This is a genomic window from Pseudomonas sp. G3-19 (genome assembly GCF_054855875.1).
The window spans coordinates 720,919-738,130 of the sequence record NZ_JBMPIQ010000003.1; the positions used below are offsets into that span (position 1 = coordinate 720,919).

14 protein-coding genes are annotated in these 17,212 nt (G+C 61.8%); 11 read left to right on the forward strand and 3 right to left on the reverse strand.

What is annotated here, in order from left to right; genetic code table 11:
• Positions 1-592 precede the first annotated feature (592 nt).
• Both ACOYXI_RS03195 and ACOYXI_RS03200 read left to right on the forward strand, forming a co-directional pair.
• Entirely contained in the window at positions 593-2,980 is a 2,388-nt protein-coding gene (locus ACOYXI_RS03195; protein ID WP_266277304.1) for a TonB-dependent receptor plug domain-containing protein, read from the forward strand.
• Positions 2,981-3,021: 41 nt separating this feature from the next.
• Positions 3,022-4,386 (forward strand): APC family permease, encoded by a 1,365-nt coding sequence (locus tag ACOYXI_RS03200; RefSeq protein WP_461674296.1) that lies wholly within the window; start codon positions 3,022-3,024, stop codon positions 4,384-4,386.
• Here ACOYXI_RS03200 and ACOYXI_RS03205 read toward each other — a convergent pair.
• Both ACOYXI_RS03205 and ACOYXI_RS03210 read right to left on the reverse strand, forming a co-directional pair.
• Positions 4,383-4,844: a DUF3574 domain-containing protein gene (locus ACOYXI_RS03205; protein ID WP_098968323.1), complete on the reverse strand. Its 462-nt coding sequence runs from the start codon at positions 4,842-4,844 to the stop codon at positions 4,383-4,385. The genes ACOYXI_RS03200 and ACOYXI_RS03205 overlap by 4 nt on opposite strands.
• A 488-nt stretch (positions 4,845-5,332) precedes the next feature.
• Positions 5,333-6,244 (reverse strand): cupin domain-containing protein, encoded by a 912-nt coding sequence (locus tag ACOYXI_RS03210; protein WP_460357730.1) that lies wholly within the window; start codon positions 6,242-6,244, stop codon positions 5,333-5,335.
• Between the two features lie 103 nt (positions 6,245-6,347).
• Here ACOYXI_RS03210 and ACOYXI_RS03215 point away from each other — a divergent pair, with 103 nt between their 5' ends.
• The 5 genes from ACOYXI_RS03215 (at position 6,348) to ACOYXI_RS03235 (ending at position 10,796) form a co-directional block, all read left to right on the forward strand.
• Positions 6,348-6,893, forward strand: a complete 546-nt coding sequence (locus tag ACOYXI_RS03215; protein ID WP_461674297.1) for a carboxymuconolactone decarboxylase family protein — start codon at positions 6,348-6,350, stop codon at positions 6,891-6,893.
• Between the two features lie 64 nt (positions 6,894-6,957).
• Positions 6,958-8,028: an acyl-CoA dehydrogenase family protein gene (locus tag ACOYXI_RS03220; RefSeq protein WP_461674298.1), complete on the forward strand. Its 1,071-nt coding sequence runs from the start codon at positions 6,958-6,960 to the stop codon at positions 8,026-8,028.
• Complete coding sequence (locus ACOYXI_RS03225) at positions 8,025-8,867, forward strand: ABC transporter ATP-binding protein (protein WP_461674299.1); 843 nt, start codon at positions 8,025-8,027, stop codon at positions 8,865-8,867. The genes ACOYXI_RS03220 and ACOYXI_RS03225 overlap by 4 nt, the downstream gene beginning before the upstream one ends.
• Positions 8,833-10,032: an ABC transporter substrate-binding protein gene (locus ACOYXI_RS03230; RefSeq protein ID WP_461674300.1), complete on the forward strand. Its 1,200-nt coding sequence runs from the start codon at positions 8,833-8,835 to the stop codon at positions 10,030-10,032. The genes ACOYXI_RS03225 and ACOYXI_RS03230 overlap by 35 nt, the downstream gene beginning before the upstream one ends.
• Positions 10,032-10,796, forward strand: a complete 765-nt coding sequence (locus tag ACOYXI_RS03235; protein ID WP_461674301.1) for an ABC transporter permease — start codon at positions 10,032-10,034, stop codon at positions 10,794-10,796. Before ACOYXI_RS03230 ends, ACOYXI_RS03235 begins: the two co-directional genes overlap by 1 nt.
• Positions 10,797-11,293: 497 nt before the next feature.
• On the opposite strand, the gene ACOYXI_RS03240 is transcribed toward ACOYXI_RS03235, so the two are convergent.
• A complete protein-coding gene (locus ACOYXI_RS03240) occupies positions 11,294-13,675 on the reverse strand; it encodes a DUF3772 domain-containing protein (RefSeq protein ID WP_461674302.1) in 2,382 nt (793 codons plus the stop codon).
• 194 nt (positions 13,676-13,869) lie between these two features.
• Between ACOYXI_RS03240 and ACOYXI_RS03245 the strand changes: the two genes are divergently transcribed.
• From ACOYXI_RS03245 to ACOYXI_RS03260, 4 genes are all read left to right on the forward strand, one after another.
• Entirely contained in the window at positions 13,870-14,634 is a 765-nt protein-coding gene (locus ACOYXI_RS03245; RefSeq protein WP_098968329.1) for a COG4705 family protein, read from the forward strand.
• A 28-nt stretch (positions 14,635-14,662) separates the two neighbouring features.
• A complete protein-coding gene (locus tag ACOYXI_RS03250; protein ID WP_461674303.1) occupies positions 14,663-15,100 on the forward strand; it encodes a hypothetical protein in 438 nt (145 codons plus the stop codon).
• 98 nt (positions 15,101-15,198) lie between these two features.
• Entirely contained in the window at positions 15,199-15,864 is a 666-nt protein-coding gene (locus ACOYXI_RS03255) for a response regulator (RefSeq protein WP_098968331.1), read from the forward strand.
• Positions 15,840-17,192, forward strand: a complete 1,353-nt coding sequence (locus tag ACOYXI_RS03260; RefSeq protein ID WP_461674304.1) for an ATP-binding protein — start codon at positions 15,840-15,842, stop codon at positions 17,190-17,192. The genes ACOYXI_RS03255 and ACOYXI_RS03260 overlap by 25 nt, the downstream gene beginning before the upstream one ends.
• Positions 17,193-17,212 lie beyond the last annotated feature (20 nt).

Consider the following 17,212-nt stretch of genomic DNA (forward strand, 5'->3'; position numbering starts at 1 on the left):
TGATGGATGATAACTATGCGTTTACCCCGATCAACCTGTAGGAGTGAGCCTGCTCGCGATGGGGCCCGGACATTCAACTAATTTGGTGGCTGATACACCGCTATCGCGAGCAGACTCACTCCTACATTGGATCTGTGGTGGATGAGAAGTCAGTGTTCACCCAGTCAGACCTGTGGGAGCGGGCTTGCTCGCGAAGGGGCCAGCCCAGTCGATATTTTCGGTGACTGAACGATAGCTATCGCGAGCAGGCTCACTCCTACAAAAGATCTTTGTCTGATCTCGAATTAGTTGGTGTTAGTTACGGCTTCAGTGTTTGTCCAGCAACACTTGTGTTGGACTAAATACAATTATTCAACCCGATCTAACCTAAGTGTTATTGGTTCTTTTACGGCAAACCTCTGCCCGTCTAGCATCGGTGTTCAAGGGGAAATAACTAACTTTGGGGATTCTGCGCTTAACCAACTCAATACGTTTAACCAGCCTTCACCACCTTCCTGCTTTCTAAAACTACAGCAGACATTGCCGTGCATTGATTGCCGAACCTTTATTGTCGGCAACGGCCGGGTATTAGCTGCGATAAAGGAGCTGTCCCATGTATCAGCGTTCCCGTTCATTACTGGCCATCGCGGTTGTCGGTGCGATCTGGCAAGTTCCGGCGCAAGCCGAAGACACTTCCACGCGCGTTAACGATGACACACGGCTGGGTACCGTGCTGGTCACCGGCACCCGTGGCACTGCTCGCACGGTGCTGGATTCTCCGGTGCCGGTTGACATATTGACTGCCACCGACCTCAAGTCCACCGGCGCGGCCGACGGTGAGCTGGGTCAGGCGCTGCAAACGTTGCTGCCATCGTTCAGCATGCCGCGTCAGTCCAACTCCGGTGGCGCCGACCACGTGCGCGCCGCACAGCTGCGCGGCATGAGCCCGGATCAGGTGCTAGTGCTGGTCAACGGCAAGCGTCGTCACACTTCAGCGGTGGTCAACGACTCGTCGAAAATCGGTCGCGGTACGGCGCCGGTGGACTTCAACTCGATCCCCATCAGCGCGATCAAACGCATCGAAGTGCTGCGCGACGGCGCCGGTGCGCAGTACGGTTCCGATGCGATTGCCGGGGTGATCAACATCATCCTCGACGACGCGCCCGAGGGCGGCGAAGTGTCCACCAGCTACGGCGCGTTTCACACCCATCAGGACGCCATCGGCAGAACCACCACCGACGGCCAGAACAGCGTGACCACGGCCAAGATCGGCACGCGTCTGGGTGAAGAGGGCGGGTTCATTCGCGGCGGTACCGAGTACAAAAATCGCAACCCGACCAACCGCGCCGGTTTCGACGGTTTTGCCGATACCCCGGACCAGCGCAACTACGTGATGGGCGACGGCCTGGCGCGGGACGTCAACCTGTGGTTCAACAGCGAGCTGCCGCTGGCCGGCGGCAAGGCCTACAGCTTCGGCACCTACAACCAGCGCCACACCACCGGCGCCGAATTCTATCGCTACCCCTACGAGCAGCCGCAGTTCTATCCCAACGGCTACCTGCCGCAGTCGCTGGGCGACAACAAGGACGTCTCTGCCACCGCCGGTTTCAAAGGCATGATCGGCGAAGACTGGGACTTCGACAGCAGCCTTACCCATGGCCGTAACCGCTTCGACGGATCCACCCGCCGCACCCTTAACGTCAGCCTCGGCGAGGACTCGCCGACGAAATTCGACACCGGCGATTACGAGCTGCGCCAGACCACCACCAACCTCGATTTCAGCCGCGAACTGCGCTTGGGCGGACGCTCGTTCGTGCTGGCGCTGGGCGGCGAATATCGCTACGAAAACTACCTGACCTACGCGGGTGACGAGGCCTCTTACATTGGCTCCGGCGCTGATGGTGCCAACGGTCTGCGCCCCAGCGAAGAGTCGGACCTGGACCGCAACGTGTTCGCGACTTACGCCGAGTTGTCGGGCGATCTCACCGAGCGCTTCTTCGTCGACGCCGCCACGCGTTGGGAACATTACGATGATGCCGGCAGCAAACTCACCGGCAAGCTCAGCGGTCGCTACAAACTGACCGAGCAGTGGGCGCTGCGCGGTGCGGTGTCGAACAACTTCCGCGCGCCATCGCTGGCGCAGAGCGGTTTCCAGAACACCACCAGCAACTTCGGCGAAGGCGGCACGCTCACCGATATTCGTGTGCTCTCGGTCAACGACCCGATCGCCCGCGCGCTGGGGGCCGAGAAGCTCGATCCGGAAACCTCGAAGAACTTCAGCTTGGGGCTAACCTTCCAGCTCAACGAACGCTTCGACGCTTCGCTCGATGTGTTCCGCATCGACGTCAAGGACCGCATCACCCTGTCGCAGCGCATCGGCAGCGACGCCATGGAGCAATACATCAACGACAACTTCGGCGTGGCCGGGGTGCACGACGTCAACTTCTTCACCAACGCCGCCGACACCAGCACCCACGGTGCCGAACTGGTGCTCAACTACCATCAGCCGCTGTACGAAGGGCAACTGGGCCTGACCACCGCGTACACCTACAACCACACCAAAGTCACCAACACCAAAGGCACACCCTCGCAACTGACGGCGTTGGGTATCGGCAACGATGCACTGGTCGGTGTCGAAGAAACCAACACCCTGACCGACGCTGCGCCCAAGGATCGTTTCGTGTTTTCCGCCAACTGGGCCAGCGAACACTGGGGCCTGCTCGGGCGTCTGACCCGTCAGGGCGAGACCACCCGGGTGTTCGATTTCGGCGACTCGCAACCGGAGCAGACCTATGGCGCGGTGTGGCAACTGGATGCCGAGGTGACCTACAAATTCACCCCGAAATTCAGCGTCGCCCTGGGCGGCAACAACCTCACCGACAACTACCCGGAGCGCTCCGGCTCGGCGATCAATTACGGCGGCAACCTGCCGTATGACGTGCTGTCGCCGATCGGCACCAACGGCGCGTACTACTACGCCAGCGCCACCTACGGCTTCTGAGCCGATCCGCCACGGATGGCGGACTTTTTGCGGAACTCTCCATGAATCACTCCAACGGCCCCAAGCGCCATCTGCCGGTGCTGCAGGCGTTGCTGATCACGCTGGGCATGGTGATCACCACCGACATCCTGAAAACCGCGCCAACCGTGGCGCTGAACGTCGGGCCTGCCTGGTTCTACTGGGTCTGGGTGCTCGGCGGCCTGGCGTCGATGGCCGGGGCGTTGTGCTTTGCCGAAATGGCCGCGGCATTTCCACATCCTGGCGGCGACTATCACTTTCTGCGCACGGCCTATGGCGAGCGCATGGGTTTCCTGTTCGCCTGGTCGCGCTTTTCGGTGATGCACACCGGCTGGATCGCCTTGTCGGCGTTCATGTTTGCTGATTACGTCAATGCCGTGGTGCCGCTCGGTCGATACGGCTCGGGGCTGTTTGCTGGCGGGGTGATCGCCGCGTTGGTGCTGCTCAATCTGACCGGCAAGCACATCGGTTTCATCACCCAGACGTTGTTGGTCGGCTTGTTGGCGCTGGGCTTTCTGAGCATCGCCAGCGCCGGGGTGTGGCTGGCGTGGCAGGGGATTGAAGCGGCGCCAGCGAGCGTTTCGGTTGCGCCGGAAAACACCGGTATGGCCGGGTTTTCGGCGGCGATGATTTTTGTGTTTCTGGCGTTTGGCGGCTGGAGCGATGCGGCCACATTATCGGCGGAAGTGCGCGATGGGCGGCGAGGGATTTTCATCGCCATGCTCGGTGCGCTGACGCTGCTGATGGCGATTTATCTGGCGCTGAACTGGGCGTTTGTGCGAGGCCTGGGATTCGCCGGACTGGCGGCGAGCAATGCACCGGCGGTGGAACTGTTGAACCGTGCATTCGGCGCGCCGGGGGTGCTGCTGATTCTGCTGATGGTCGGCATCGCGGCCATCGCTACCATCAACTCGACCTTGCTGGTCGGCGCCCGCACCACCTATGCCGCTGCTCGCGATGTGCCGCAGTTGCGTCGTTTTGGCGAGTGGCACGAACGCGACGGCGTGCCGCGCAAGGCCTTGCTGGCGGAGGGCGCGGTGGCATTGTTGCTGGTGCTGTTCGGCAGTTTCACCCAGAGCGGCTTCAACACCATGGTCGAGTACCTGACCCCGGTGTACTGGCTATTTCTGAGCTTCAGCAGCCTGGCGCTGATCATTCTGCGCCGGCGTTTCCCTGAGGTGCCGAGGCCGGTGAGGGTGCCGTGGTATCCGCTGTTGCCGCTGCTGTTTTTCGGGCTGTGCCTGTACATGCTCTATTCGAGCGTGAAGGTGGTGGGGTGGGGCGCGTTTCTGGGGATTGGCGTGTTGGTGGTCGGTGCGCTGCTGCTGGTGGGATTGAGCCGCCTGGCGTCGACGCCTCGGCAAGCTCTCGGCCAGATCAGCGATTAGAACGATACGTCGGCCGGTTGCGACAGACGCAGTACCGACAAGTCCCCGGTAATGCGTTTGTACGCCAGTCGAATTGCCTCGATGTTGCCGGCGTTCTGCGGATTGTTCTCGTGCAGGATCACGATGACCTTGGTGCTCAGCCGCTCCGGCTCCTTCGCCCCATGATCACGCCACTGCCCATAGGCATCGAACACGGTGAAACCGTCGGGAAACCGCGACGTCACTTCCTTGTCGAGAAACTCGCGCCAGCGCGCCGGGCTGACCGCGCCTTCCTTGCCATCCACGGTGCCCACCGAGAAGTACAGCTCGGTGCGGATCCACTGTGCCTGTGCCGGACGCGTGGCGTCGCCTTGCAGGGTTGAACTGGTGGGGTCATGGGTGTGAACGGCGGCAGGCGGCGGGCTGGCACAACCGGCGACAGTGACGAACAGTGCGGCCAGTAACAGGCGTCTTTGCATGGAATATCCCTTTTTATGAGTTAGTGCAGACGCGCAATTATAAGGGGCGGGGTTAATAGCCATAAAAGATTAAAAAGTGGTTTTTTGGTTGATTAATGGAATAAGAAACCAACGAGTCCTGGATGCTCAATGTACCGCCGCCTTCGCGGGCAAGCCCGGCTCCCACAGGTTTTGTGGTGTACACAAATCCGCTGATCGAAACATCTCCCCTGTGGGAGCTGGCTTGCCAGCGAAAGCGGTGTGTCAGGCAATGAAGATGCGGGATGTACCGCCACCATCTCGGGCAAGCCCGGCTCCCACAGGTTGTGTGGTGTGCTCACGGTTGGTGATCAGCACAGATCCAATGTGGGAGCTGGCTTGCCAGCGAAAGCGGTGTGTCAGGCAATGAAGGTGCTGGATGTACCGCCGCCTTCGCGGGCAAGCCCGGCTCCCACAGGTTGTGTGGTGTGCTGATCGACGCTGGGAAACGCCATCTGCAAATAGGCCGCTCAGCGCCCCTCATGCTGCTTGCGATAAGCCCCCGGTTGCACACCCACCGACTTGGCAAACGCTCGGGTAAATGCGGCGATCGACTGATAGCCCACCGCCGCGCACACCTGTTCCACCGTGTGATTGGCCCGCAGCAACTGGCAGGCATGCCGAATGCGCAACGCCAGCAATACCTGCCCCGGCGATTGCCCGGCCAGTTCGTTGAAGCGTTTGAAAAACGCCGAGCGCGACAGGCCGATACTCGCCGCCATGCTCTCCAGCGACCACGGCAATTGCGGTTGTTCGATCAACTGGTCCAGCAACGGCGCGAACTGCGGATTGCGCGCCAAAGCCACGAGGCCGCCGAGGCTCTGGTTGTCGGCCATCTGTTGGCGCAACACATACAAAAACAGCAGATGACTCAAGCGTTCGAGCAGCGCCGAGGAGGGCGCCGGCAAGCGTTCGCACTCTTGCAGGATCAACTCGAACAAGGCTCGCGCGGCGCTCGAAGAAGGATCGCCCGCGCGCAGGATGATCCAGTCCGGCAAGCCTTCGATGATCAGCGACGACAGCCCGGACTTGAAATGAAAGAACCCGCAGACCAGCCCGACGCCATCCTGTGCCTGACTGTCGAGCGCGGTCATGGCCCTGCGCGGCAGCGTTTGGGCGAGTGCCGGCTCTTCGGCGCTGGAGAGGCGGTAGTTCAGATCGCGCAGCAGAAATACCGCATCTCCGGCGTTCAACACTATCGACTGCTCCTGCCCGTCAATGTGCAGCCAGCAGCGGCCCTGCACGATCAAGTGAAAACTGGCGCGCGCCAGTCCGTGCGTACTTGCATGCCAGCCACCGCAATAGCGCCCGACGTGAAACAGGCTGGCATCGAGTTCGAGGCTTTCTAATAACCAATCAACCAGGGGGCTGGACGAAATCATCTAATGGAAACACTCAGGAGCAAGTAATCGCTACTTTAGAATATGGATCGAAATTTTTATAACCAACAGACTGGCCGGACACTCAACAGCAGGAGTCCACTCCATGTCGCGCGTCACTCTTCACACCGTGCAAAGCGCTCCCGAAGCCGCCAAACCGTTTCTGGAAAATGCGCAGAAAAACTCCGGATTCATTCCGAACCTGCTGGCCGTGCTGGCCAATGCCCCGGCCGCGCTGGAAACCTACGTTACGGTATCGGCGCTCAATGGCAAGTCCGAACTCAGCCTCGCCGAGCGCGAAGTGGTGCAACTGATTGCGGCGACCAACCATGGTTGCGATTTCTGTGTCGCAGGTCATACCGCCGTCGCGCTGAATAAGGCAAAACTGCCGCCGGAAGTGGTCAGTGCGCTGCGTGAGAAAGCCACCGTGCCCGTGGAAAAACTGGAAACCCTGGCCGCGTTTGCCCGCGAAGTGATTGCCACCCGGGGCAAGGTCAGCGACCAGACCTTCAACCAATTCAAGGCTGCCGGCTACACCGAAGGCAATGCGCTGGAAGTGATCCTCGGCATCAGCCTGGCGACCCTGTGCAACTTCGCCAACGTGTTCGCCGGCACGCCGCTCAACCCCGAGCTGGCGCCGTATCGCGCGTAATCGGCCAGCGCTTCAGGCCGCATCGTCTATGGTTGATGCGGCTGCGTACAAGGAGAGAAACGACATGCTCAATCCGGCATTGATGCAATGGCTGGAACACAACGCCCAGGCCCTGGATGCGGGCGACGGCGATCCGCAACAGGTGCTGACGCAACTGGCGCAGGCCGGGGTGCTACGGGTCGGCATCAGCCCGGCGCTGGGCGGCAGCGGTGGTCACGTCAGTGATGCCGTGGAAACCCTGGCTGCCGTCGCCAGCCATTCATTGGCGGCGGCGTTTGTGTTCTGGGGCCAACGGGCCTTTATCGAATACCTGCTGCACAGCCCCAACACTGCGCTGAGGGAAAAACTGCTGCCGGCGTTGCTCAGCGGCGAACTGGCCGGCGCCACCGGTTTGTCCAACGCGATGAAGTACCTGTCCGGCATCGAGGCATTGCAAGTGCGCGCCGCCCACACCGCAGACGGCTGGACCTTGAACGGGCGCCTGCACTGGGTCACCAATCTGCGCAAAAGCGGTTTTGTGGTGGCGGCGGCGATCGAGCACGAGGAGGGCGGTTCGCCGTTCGTGCTGGCGATTGCGGATGACGCGGCCGGTGTGCAACGTTCCGCCGACCTGCAACTGATGGGGCTGCAATCGAGCAACACGGCTGCGATCGATTTCGCGCAAGTGGCGGTCGGACGCGAATGGCTGCTGCATGAAGATGCACGCAAGTTTCTGCCAGCGGTGCGCCCGGCGTTTCTCGGTCTGCAATGCGGTATGGCGATCGGTCTGGCGCGACGGGCGCTGGCCGAGGTCGAAGGACATTTGCAGGACGGCCGTTCGATTCTGCTGGAGCCGTTGCAGGAACAACGCGAGCAACTGGCGCAGAGCGTCGATGCGCTCAAGCAAGGTTTGCACGACGGGCGTTTCCTGACCCAGCCGGGCGCCTTGTTCCAGATCCGCATCGCGCTGGCCGAATCCGCCGCCAACGCCGTGCAACTGGAACTGCAATCGAGCGGCGGCAAGGCTTATCTGACCGAGCACGGCAGCGGTTTCGCCCGGCGCTGGCGCGAGTCGGCGTTCGTGCCGATTGTCACCCCAAGCCTGGTGCAACTGCGCGCCGAATTACAGCGGCAGAAACGGGAAGCGACGGCATGACGGCGCCGGTGCTGGAGGCGCAGGGCATCAGCTTCGGCTACCCGCGAGAGCAGGGCTGGCACACGGTGCTGGAACACTTCGACCTGCAATTGCAGCCCGGTGAAGTGGTGACCATTCTCGGCCCCAGCGGTGTCGGCAAATCCAGTCTGCTGCGAGTGCTGGCGGGTTTGCAGGCACCGCAACAGGGGCGGGTGAGCCTGCTTGGCGAACCGCTGACCGGTGCGCATCCACGGGTCGCAGTGGCGTTTCAGGATCCGAGCCTGTTGCCGTGGCTGACCCTGGAAAACAACGTTGCCTTCGGTCTCGACTTCGCCCGCCAGCCGCATCTCACGGCCGAGCAGCGCAAGGCGCGGATCGACCACGCCATTGCTGCGGTCGGCCTCGAACATGCACGTCAGCAGCACCCGGCGCAGTTGTCCGGCGGCATGGCCCAGCGCACCGCGTTGGCCCGCTGTCTGGCGCGGCAGCCGCAGGTGCTGTTGCTCGATGAACCGTTCGGTGCGCTGGATGAAATCACCCGCGCCGACATGCAGCAGTTGCTCCTGCAACTGATTGCCGAGCACCACACCGCAGCCGTGTTGATCACCCACGACATCGACGAAGCCCTGCTGCTTTCCGAGCGGATTCTGCTACTGGGTAACAGCCCGGCGCACATCCTCGGCGAGTGGCGCATCGACCTGCCTCAGCCGCGTGCCGAGCTGGTCGAGGAACTGGGCGCGCTGCGCATCGACATCCTCAAAACCCTTCGGCGGGCGAGCCGCAATCCTCTTACTCAACCTGTGCCCGCTATGTCGGAGATTGACCATGTGCCTGGACGACTTCACTCACACACGTCGTGACTTCCTCAAACTCAGCGCGCTGCTGACCGCTGGCGGCGCGTTGCCGCTGCTCAACAGCCTCAACGCCCGCGCCGCGTCCGAGCCGAACGCGCCGGTGCGCATCGGTTACCTGCCGATCACCGACGCCACGCCGTTGCTGGTGGCGCACAACAACGGCCTGTTCGAAGCCGAAGGCATTCAGGCCGAGCGCCCGGTGCTGCTGCGCAGTTGGGCGCAAGTGATCGAGGCGTTCATTTCCGGGCAGGTCAACGTGATTCACCTGCTTTCGCCGATGACCGTGTGGGCGCGTTACGGCAGCAAGGTGCCGGCCAAGGTCGTGGCGTGGAACCACGTCGGCGGCTCGGGCCTGACCGTGGCGCCGGGCATCACCGAGGTCAAGCAACTTGGCGGGCAGTCGGTGGCGATTCCGTTCTGGTATTCGATTCATAACGTGGTGGTGCAGCAGTTGTTCCGCGACCACGGTCTGGTGCCGGTGAGCAAATCGGCGAGCGCCGCGCTGGCGCCGAACGAGGTCAATCTGCTGGTGCTGCCGCCGTCGGACATGCCGCCAGCCCTGGCGAGCAAACGCATTGCCGGCTACATCGTCGCCGAGCCGTTCAATGCGCTGGCCGAGGAACTCAAGGTTGGCCGCGTGCAGCGCTTTACCGGCGACGTCTGGCGCAATCACGCCTGCTGCGTGGTGTTCATGCACGAGCAGGATCTGAACAACCGCCCCGAGTGGTCGCAGAAAGTGGTGAACGCCATCGTCAAGGCGCAGGTCTGGACCCGCGACAACCGCGCCGAGGCGGCGAAACTGTTGTCCAAGGACGGCGCCAATCGCTACACGCCGCACGCGCAACCGGTGCTCGACCGGGTGCTGTCGCCGGCCACTAGCGACCGCGAGCAGTATCTGGCCAGCGGCGCGATCCAGCACAGCCATTGGGACGAGCAGCGCATCGATTTTCAGCCGTACCCGTTCCCCAGCTACACCGAAGAACTGGTCAAACGTCTGAAGGACACGCTGATCGAGGGCGACAAGGGTTTCCTTGCCAACCTCGATCCGCAGCAAACCGCTCGGGATCTGGTAGACGATCGCTTCGTGCGCAATGCCATTGCTACAGTCGGCGGGATGAAGGCATTCGGATTACCGGAAAGCTTCGAACGCAGCGAGGAGTTCAGCCTCTGATGCGTCAGCGATCTTCTTCGACCGTTCATGGTTTGTTGGGTGTGGCGGGACTGTTGGGCCTGTTGCTGCTGTGGTGGCTGGGCGTACACGTGTTCGGCGGCAACGACAGCCTGGCGCTGCGCTTTTCACCCGAGGCAACCCTGGCGAGCCTCGGCGAACTGCTGCTGCGCCCGGAGCTGTACGAGCATGTGCTGGTCAGCCTGAAGCGGATTCTGGTCGGTCTGCTGCTGGCGCTGCTGATCGGCGTGCCACTGGGCTTGATGATCGGCAGCTACCGGCATCTGGAAGCAGCGACCACGCCGGCGTTTCAGTTTCTGCGGATGATTTCGCCGCTGTCGTGGATGCCGGTGGTGGTGATGCTGATGGGCGTTGGCGATCAGCCGATCTACTTTCTGCTGACCTTTGCCGCCGTGTGGCCGATCCTGCTCAACACCGTGGCCGGTGTGCGCCAGCTCGACCCGCGCTGGCTGCAACTCAGCCGCAGCCTCAGCGCCACCCGCTGGGAAACCCTGCGCAAGGTGATCCTGCCCGGCGTGCTCGGCCATGTGCTGACCGGGGTGCGGCTGTCGATCGGCATTCTGTGGATCGTGCTGGTGCCGTGCGAGATGCTCGGGGTCAGCGCCGGGTTGGGCTACTTCATCCTCGATACGCGGGACCGCCTGGCGTATTCGGAACTGATGGCGATGGTACTGCTGATCGGCGTACTGGGCTTTGCCCTGGATGCGTTCGCGCGCTGGCTGCATCGGCGTTGGGCGCCGGCGTGAGGCTCATCGCGAGCAGGCTCGTTCCCACAATGGATTAATGACAAGCATGCATTCCGTGTTTAGCGCAGAACCCCTTGTGGGAGCGAGCCTGCTCGCGAAGGCGGAGTATCAGTCGCCGGAAATTTTCCCTGTGCCGGCGTCTTCGCGAGCAAGCCCGCTCCCACAATGGATTAATGACAAGCATGCATTCTGTGTTTAGCGCAGAGCCCCTGTGGAAGCGGGCTTGCTTGCGAAAGCGGAGTGTCAGTCGCCGGAGGTTTTGCCTGTGCCGGCGTCTTCGCGAGCAAGCCCGCTCCCACAATGGATAAATGGCAGGCATGCATTCTGTGTTTAGCGCAGAGCCCCTGTGGAAGCGGGCTTGCTTGCGAAAGCGGAGTGTCAGTCGCCGGAGGTTTTGCCTGTGCCGGCGTCTTCGCGAGCAAGCCCGCTCCCACAATGGATTAATGACAGGCATACATTCCGTGTTTAACGCAGAGCCCGCTCCCACAGGGGGGCTGTTACGGGGCGGAGGCTGGTTTCGCCAGCGCAATCCCCGCATCCCCCAACCGCTTGAGAATTTCGAACAGCAAATCACTCTTGGTCCCGCCGACAATCCGCGGGCTGCCGACGTAGCCGGTCACCGTCAAGGTGATGCCATCCGGCGACAGCTTGCTGAAGCGCACGTACGACGCTGGTTTGTCGAGGATGTTTTCGTTTTCGCGGTAGGTGTTCAGCAGCAATTCCTTGACCTGTTCGGGGTCGATGTCCAGCGGGAACATCAGCTCCAGGCTTGCCACCCCCTGGGCGCTGCCGCCGAGGGTGACGTTGCGCAGGTTCTGCGAGATCAGTTGCGAGTTGGGCACGATCACGATGGAGCGGTCGCTGAGCTGAATTTCCGTGGCGCGCACGTTAATCCGGCGGATGTCGCCCTCGACGCCGCTGATGCTGATCAGGTCGCCGACCTTCACCGGGCGTTCGGTGAGCAGGATCAGCCCGGAGACGAAGTTCTTGACGATCTCCTGCAAACCGAAACCGATCCCCACCGAGAGCGCACTGACGATCCACGCCAGATTGGTCCAGCGCACGCCCAGCGACGACAGCGTCAGGAGGATGACCGTGGCATAACCGATGTTGGAAAACAGCGTGCTCAACGACGCGCACATGCCCGGATCCATGTCGGTCTTGGGCAGGAATTCATTGTCGAGCCAACGGCGCAAAGCGCGGATCAGGTAGATGCCGATCAGCAACGCCAGCACGGCATTGATCAGATGCGCGGGAACGATGTTCAGCTTGCGCAATCCGGCGCCGCCGAGAATGCCCATGACATTGGTGGTCAGTTGCCCGAACGTGGTGCCGATGCCGCCGACGAACAGGGTAATCACCGCCAGCAACAGCAGCCCGGCGCGGCTGGCACCGGACAGCACAATCGAAATCTGCTCCAGCCGCCGGTCGCCCATGCCCAGGGTCTGCTTGATGGTTTTACCGGCCGAGTAGCGCGGCGAGAACAGGTATTCGCAGGCATCCTTGACCACTTGAATCAGCAAATAGAACCCGGCCAGCACGATATAGGCCCAGACCAATTCATAGGTGACGAAGCGGGCCAGCGACACGTAGCCGGTGAGCAAGGCCAGCGCCGACACGCACATGCACACCGTGGCGATGCTGTAGATCGCCCCGGCAAATGTGCTGCCGGCCTCTGGTTCATTGGCGCTGATCAACGCCTTGCGCACTCTGCCGACGCGCAACAGCAGCGGCACCAGAATCACGATCACCACGATGGCAATCACCCCACGTTGAGCGATCACGATCTGGCTGCTCATGCCGGTGGCATTGCTGACCTGCACCAGTGTCACCAGCACCAGCAGTATGGCCGCGAGAATCCTTGGATAGGGTCTCAGTGCCAGCGCCACCGAGTCGGCAATCGCCGGCAGCCGCCATGAGGGATGTTTGGTCGACAGCAGTGCGCGGCTCAACGCGGTGATCAGGACGCAGGCGTAGACGGCTTTTTCGAATTCCTCGGAAAAAGTCTGCAGCACTGGCGTCAGCGGTTCGTGGCGGGTGCAGGCGTAGAACAGCAGATGCAGGGCGATGGCCGTGGTGCCAAGGGTCGCCAGCGCCGAGGCGAATGCCAGCGCGCTACGGCGCAAGCGCCCCTCCGGCATGCGGTGGATGCACAACCAGGTCAGCCCGCGCTCGGCGAGTCGGCGGCCGACCGTCCAGAAAGCCAGCGCCAGCAGCACCAGCACGCAGGTGAAAAAACGTTGCCCCGGTGCCCAGACCGTGGCCCAGGTGAGGTTCACCTGATTGATGAAAAAATTCAGTCGCTGGCGGTCATCCGGCTCTGGCGACACCAATGGCGACCAGAAGGCCGGACTCAGAATGCTGTCGGTGCGCAGCGTCAGTTCGCTTTCGAGCAGTGTGCGGCGAATGCCGGCGATTTGCGTGATCAGCTCGGCGGCGCTTTGTTTGAGCGCGGCAAGGCTTTTGAGCGTGGCATCGACCTTGTTTTTTTGCTCGTTGAGCTGCGCCCGTTGCGCGGCGATTTCCGCTTGTTCGGCGGCAATCTGCGTATCCGGCGCTGCGCCGAGCACCCCCAGTTGCACCGTCAATTGAGCTTGCTGCGGCAACAACGAAGCCGACAACCGATCGATGTCCAGAATGAACGTTTGCACCCGGTCTTGCGGGCCTTCGAGCTGGTTGTAGTTGTTGGCGGCGGAAATCTGCTGCTTCAGCCCGTCGAGGCGCAGTTGCAGGGCTTGCAGATCACTTTGCGAGACCTCCACCAGCGGCGCCGCAGTGGTCGCCGAAGGCGCCGGCAAATCCGCCGCCCACAACGCCGAACTGCCCGCAGCGAGCAGGAGCAGCGCGACAAACAACAATAACTTCAATGTGTTGCGCATGAGAGGGGCCGGTTCTCGTTGATCACACAAGCTATGAGGTTAGGTGATCGAACCGGGCGCGGCGGAAAATTTCAGGCGAGCAGGGCGGGCCAGTGAGCCGGCCGTGCCGTGTAGGCCCTCAGTCTCAGCTAAGTATTGGCTCGTATCTTCCCCCCAGCGCAAGTTCAGCGCTGGACAGCAGAGGCGATCCACACATGAATCCCGCAAAAGCCGGATGGCTTAACAAAGTCCCCGAAGTGACACTGGCCTTCTGGGTGATCAAGATTCTCTCGACGACCGTGGGTGAAACCGGCGCCGACTTTCTCGCCGTGGATGCCGGTTTCGGTGCTGGCTGGACCAGCATCGGCATGGCGCTGTTACTCGGGTGCGCGCTGTTCTTTCAAATGCGTAAAACCGCGTATACGCCCTGGATCTACTGGTTGACCGTGGTGCTGGTGAGCATCGTCGGCACGCAGATCACCGACATCATGACCGACATGCTCGACATCAGCCTGTACGTCAGCACTGCGGTGTTCTCGGTGTTGCTGGCCGTTAACTTCCTGATCTGGTTCACGATGGAGAACAACCTGTCGATCCGCGAAATCAACACGCCGCGGCGCGAGCTTTTTTACTGGTCCACTGTGCTCTGCACCTTTGCCCTGGGCACTGCCGCCGGGGACCTGGCAACCGAAGCGTTGGGGTTGGGCTTCACCGTCGGTGCAGTGATATTCGGCGCGCTGATCGCGGCGACGCTGTTGGCCTGGCGGATGGGGGCCAACGTGGTGCTGACCTTCTGGATCGCCTACATCCTCACCCGTCCGTTCGGCGCCTCTCTCGGTGACTTGCTGACTCAGGCCAAGACCTACGGTGGCCTGGGCATGGGCGCCGCCTGGACCAGTGCGATCTTCCTCAGCGTCATCGTGCTGCTGGTGGCGGTCGCGCAGATCAGCCTTGGCAATCGCAAAACCCTCACTCAATAAACGTTTGGATACCCATCAAGGAATCAATATGCACGCCTTCAAAACGGCTTTTCGCCACGTCGCGATCATCTCGTCTCTGGTACTGCTCGGTAGCCTCGCCGGCTGCTCGAAACCCGCCGACAAGCCCGCTGTCGGCACGCCGACCAGCTCTTTGAGCGCGCCGCCGCAATCGGGCTCGAAGCTGGGTGACCTGAGCGAGTTCCGCAACATCGCCGCTGACGTCAGTACGCTAGTCGAGAAAAACGACCTGCTCGGCGCCAAGACCCGGATCAAGGATCTGGAGACCTCCTGGGACTCTGCCGAAGCCGGCATCAAGCCGCGTGCCGCTGCCGACTGGCATGTACTGGACAAGGCCATTGACCGCGCGCTGGATGCTCTGCGCGCCAACTCGCCGAAGCAGGCTGACTGCAAGGCGGCCATGGACGACCTGCTCAAGGCCTTCGATTCGATGAACGGCAAGCAGTGATCGCAGCGCTGAACCGGCGGCGGACAAACGTCGGTTCAAGTGCTTCAATACAGGCGCGATGGCAATGACCGTCGCGCCTTTTTCTGTCGGAGCGCTGCATGCGGATTCTGCTGGTCGAAGATGACCTGATGATTGGCGAAGCCATCGAGGCGGCGCTCAAGGAAGCGAGCTACGCCACCGACTGGGTGAAAAACGGCCTCACCGCGCTGGCGGCGCTGGACACCCAGACCTACGATCTGGTGTTGCTCGACCTCGGCCTGCCCGGCAAGGACGGGCTCGATGTGCTGGATGCCATTCGCGCGCGCAACAACCCCGTGCCGCTGCTGATTATTACCGCCCGCGATGGCCTCGATGATCGGCTGCGCGGCCTCGATGGCGGTGCGGATGACTTCCTGCTCAAACCGTTCGCCATGGCCGAGTTGCTGGCACGGATGCGCGCGGTATTGCGCCGTCGCGGCGGTAACGCGCAATCGTTGCTGGATAACGGCGAGGTGTCGCTGAACCTGATTTCGAAACAGGCCTCTACCGCGCAAGTCGCCGATGTGCAGCTTTCCAGCCGCGAGTTTGCGCTGTTACAGGCACTGTTGATCCGCCCGGGGGCGATTCTCTCGCGCAGCGAACTTGAAGACCGGATTTACGGCTGGGGCAACGAAGTGGAAAGCAACGCGGTGGAGTTTTTGATCCATTCGCTGCGGCGCAAACTGGGCAACCATGTCATCAGGAATGTCAGGGGGATGGGATGGATGGTTTCAAAAGGCGTTTGAGCGACTCGGTGCAGTCACGGCTATCCATCACGCTGTCACTGGCGATACTCATCGTCGCCTTGCTCGCCGGTGCATTCGCGTTCATCTCGGCACTCGACGAAGCGCACGAAATGCAGGACGAAAGCCTGCGTCAGGTGGCGCTGCTGTTCGATCGGCAGCACATGACCCTGGGTTATCCCGCTGCCGGGCAGGTCGTTGGCGATGACGAAGACTCGCGGATCACCGTGCAATACCTGTCCGACAGCAGCAAAGCCGTCGGCACTGATGACGCGAGCATTCCGTTGCCCTTTCCCCTGACCCTGGCCGATGGTCTGGCGACGCTGAATATCGCCGGTGAACACTATCGTGTGCTGGTCAGAACCACCTCGGCAGGCGAACGCATTGCGGTCGCGCAGGAAGCCGATGTGCGCGACAAGGAAGCCCGGGAAAGCGCCTGGCGCAGCCTGCTGCCATTTCTGATTCTGTTTCCGGTGCTGCTGTTGGTGGTGGGGGATCTGGTGCGCAAGCTGTTTCGCCCGATCGCGACGCTCTCGGCGGAAATCGATCAGCGCGACCAACAGGCGCTGCATGCGATTGATGAACAGCACTTGCCGAGCGAAATCCGGCCCTTCGTCGTGGCGATCAATCGATTGCTGCGCCGCGTTGCGCAGGCGATGGAGGCGCAACGACGGTTTATCGCCGATGCCGCCCATGAACTGCGCTCGCCGATGACGGCGCTGTCGCTGCAGGCTGAGCGATTGGCCGCTACGCCCATGTCGGCTGACACCCGGCAGAACTTTCTGCCGCTGGCTCAGGGGATCGAGCGCAGTCGCAAGCTGATCGAGCAATTGCTCGCTCTGGCCGCCGCACAATCAATCGCGCAACGCGCCGAGGCCGCCGTGTCGGTGCATGCAGTGTTCCGCCGAGTGCTGGAAGACCTGCTGCCACTGGCAGAGAACAAAGACATCGATATCGGCGTGGAGAGCGTCGAGGATGTGCAGGTCGTCATCAGCGAACTGGATCTGATCATCCTGATCAAGAACCTGGTGGATAACGCCGTCCGCTATACCCCGGCGGGCGGACGAGTCGACCTCAGCGTCGAACGGACGGAGCAGGGCGCGCGCATCGAAATCAAGGACTCGGGGCCGGGCATCCGCGCCGAAGAACAGGCGCTGGTGTTCGATCCGTTTTACCGCAGCCTGGGCACCGGCGAGGCCGGGTCCGGGTTGGGGCTGTCGATTGTCAGGGCGATCGCCGAACGGACGGGGATTCGGGTGGGTTTGAGTTTTGTCGATGAAGTGGGGCGGTGTGGCTTGCGTGTTTCGCTGTGGTTGAAAGATAGGTTGTGAGAGAACCCTGCATTTAAAAA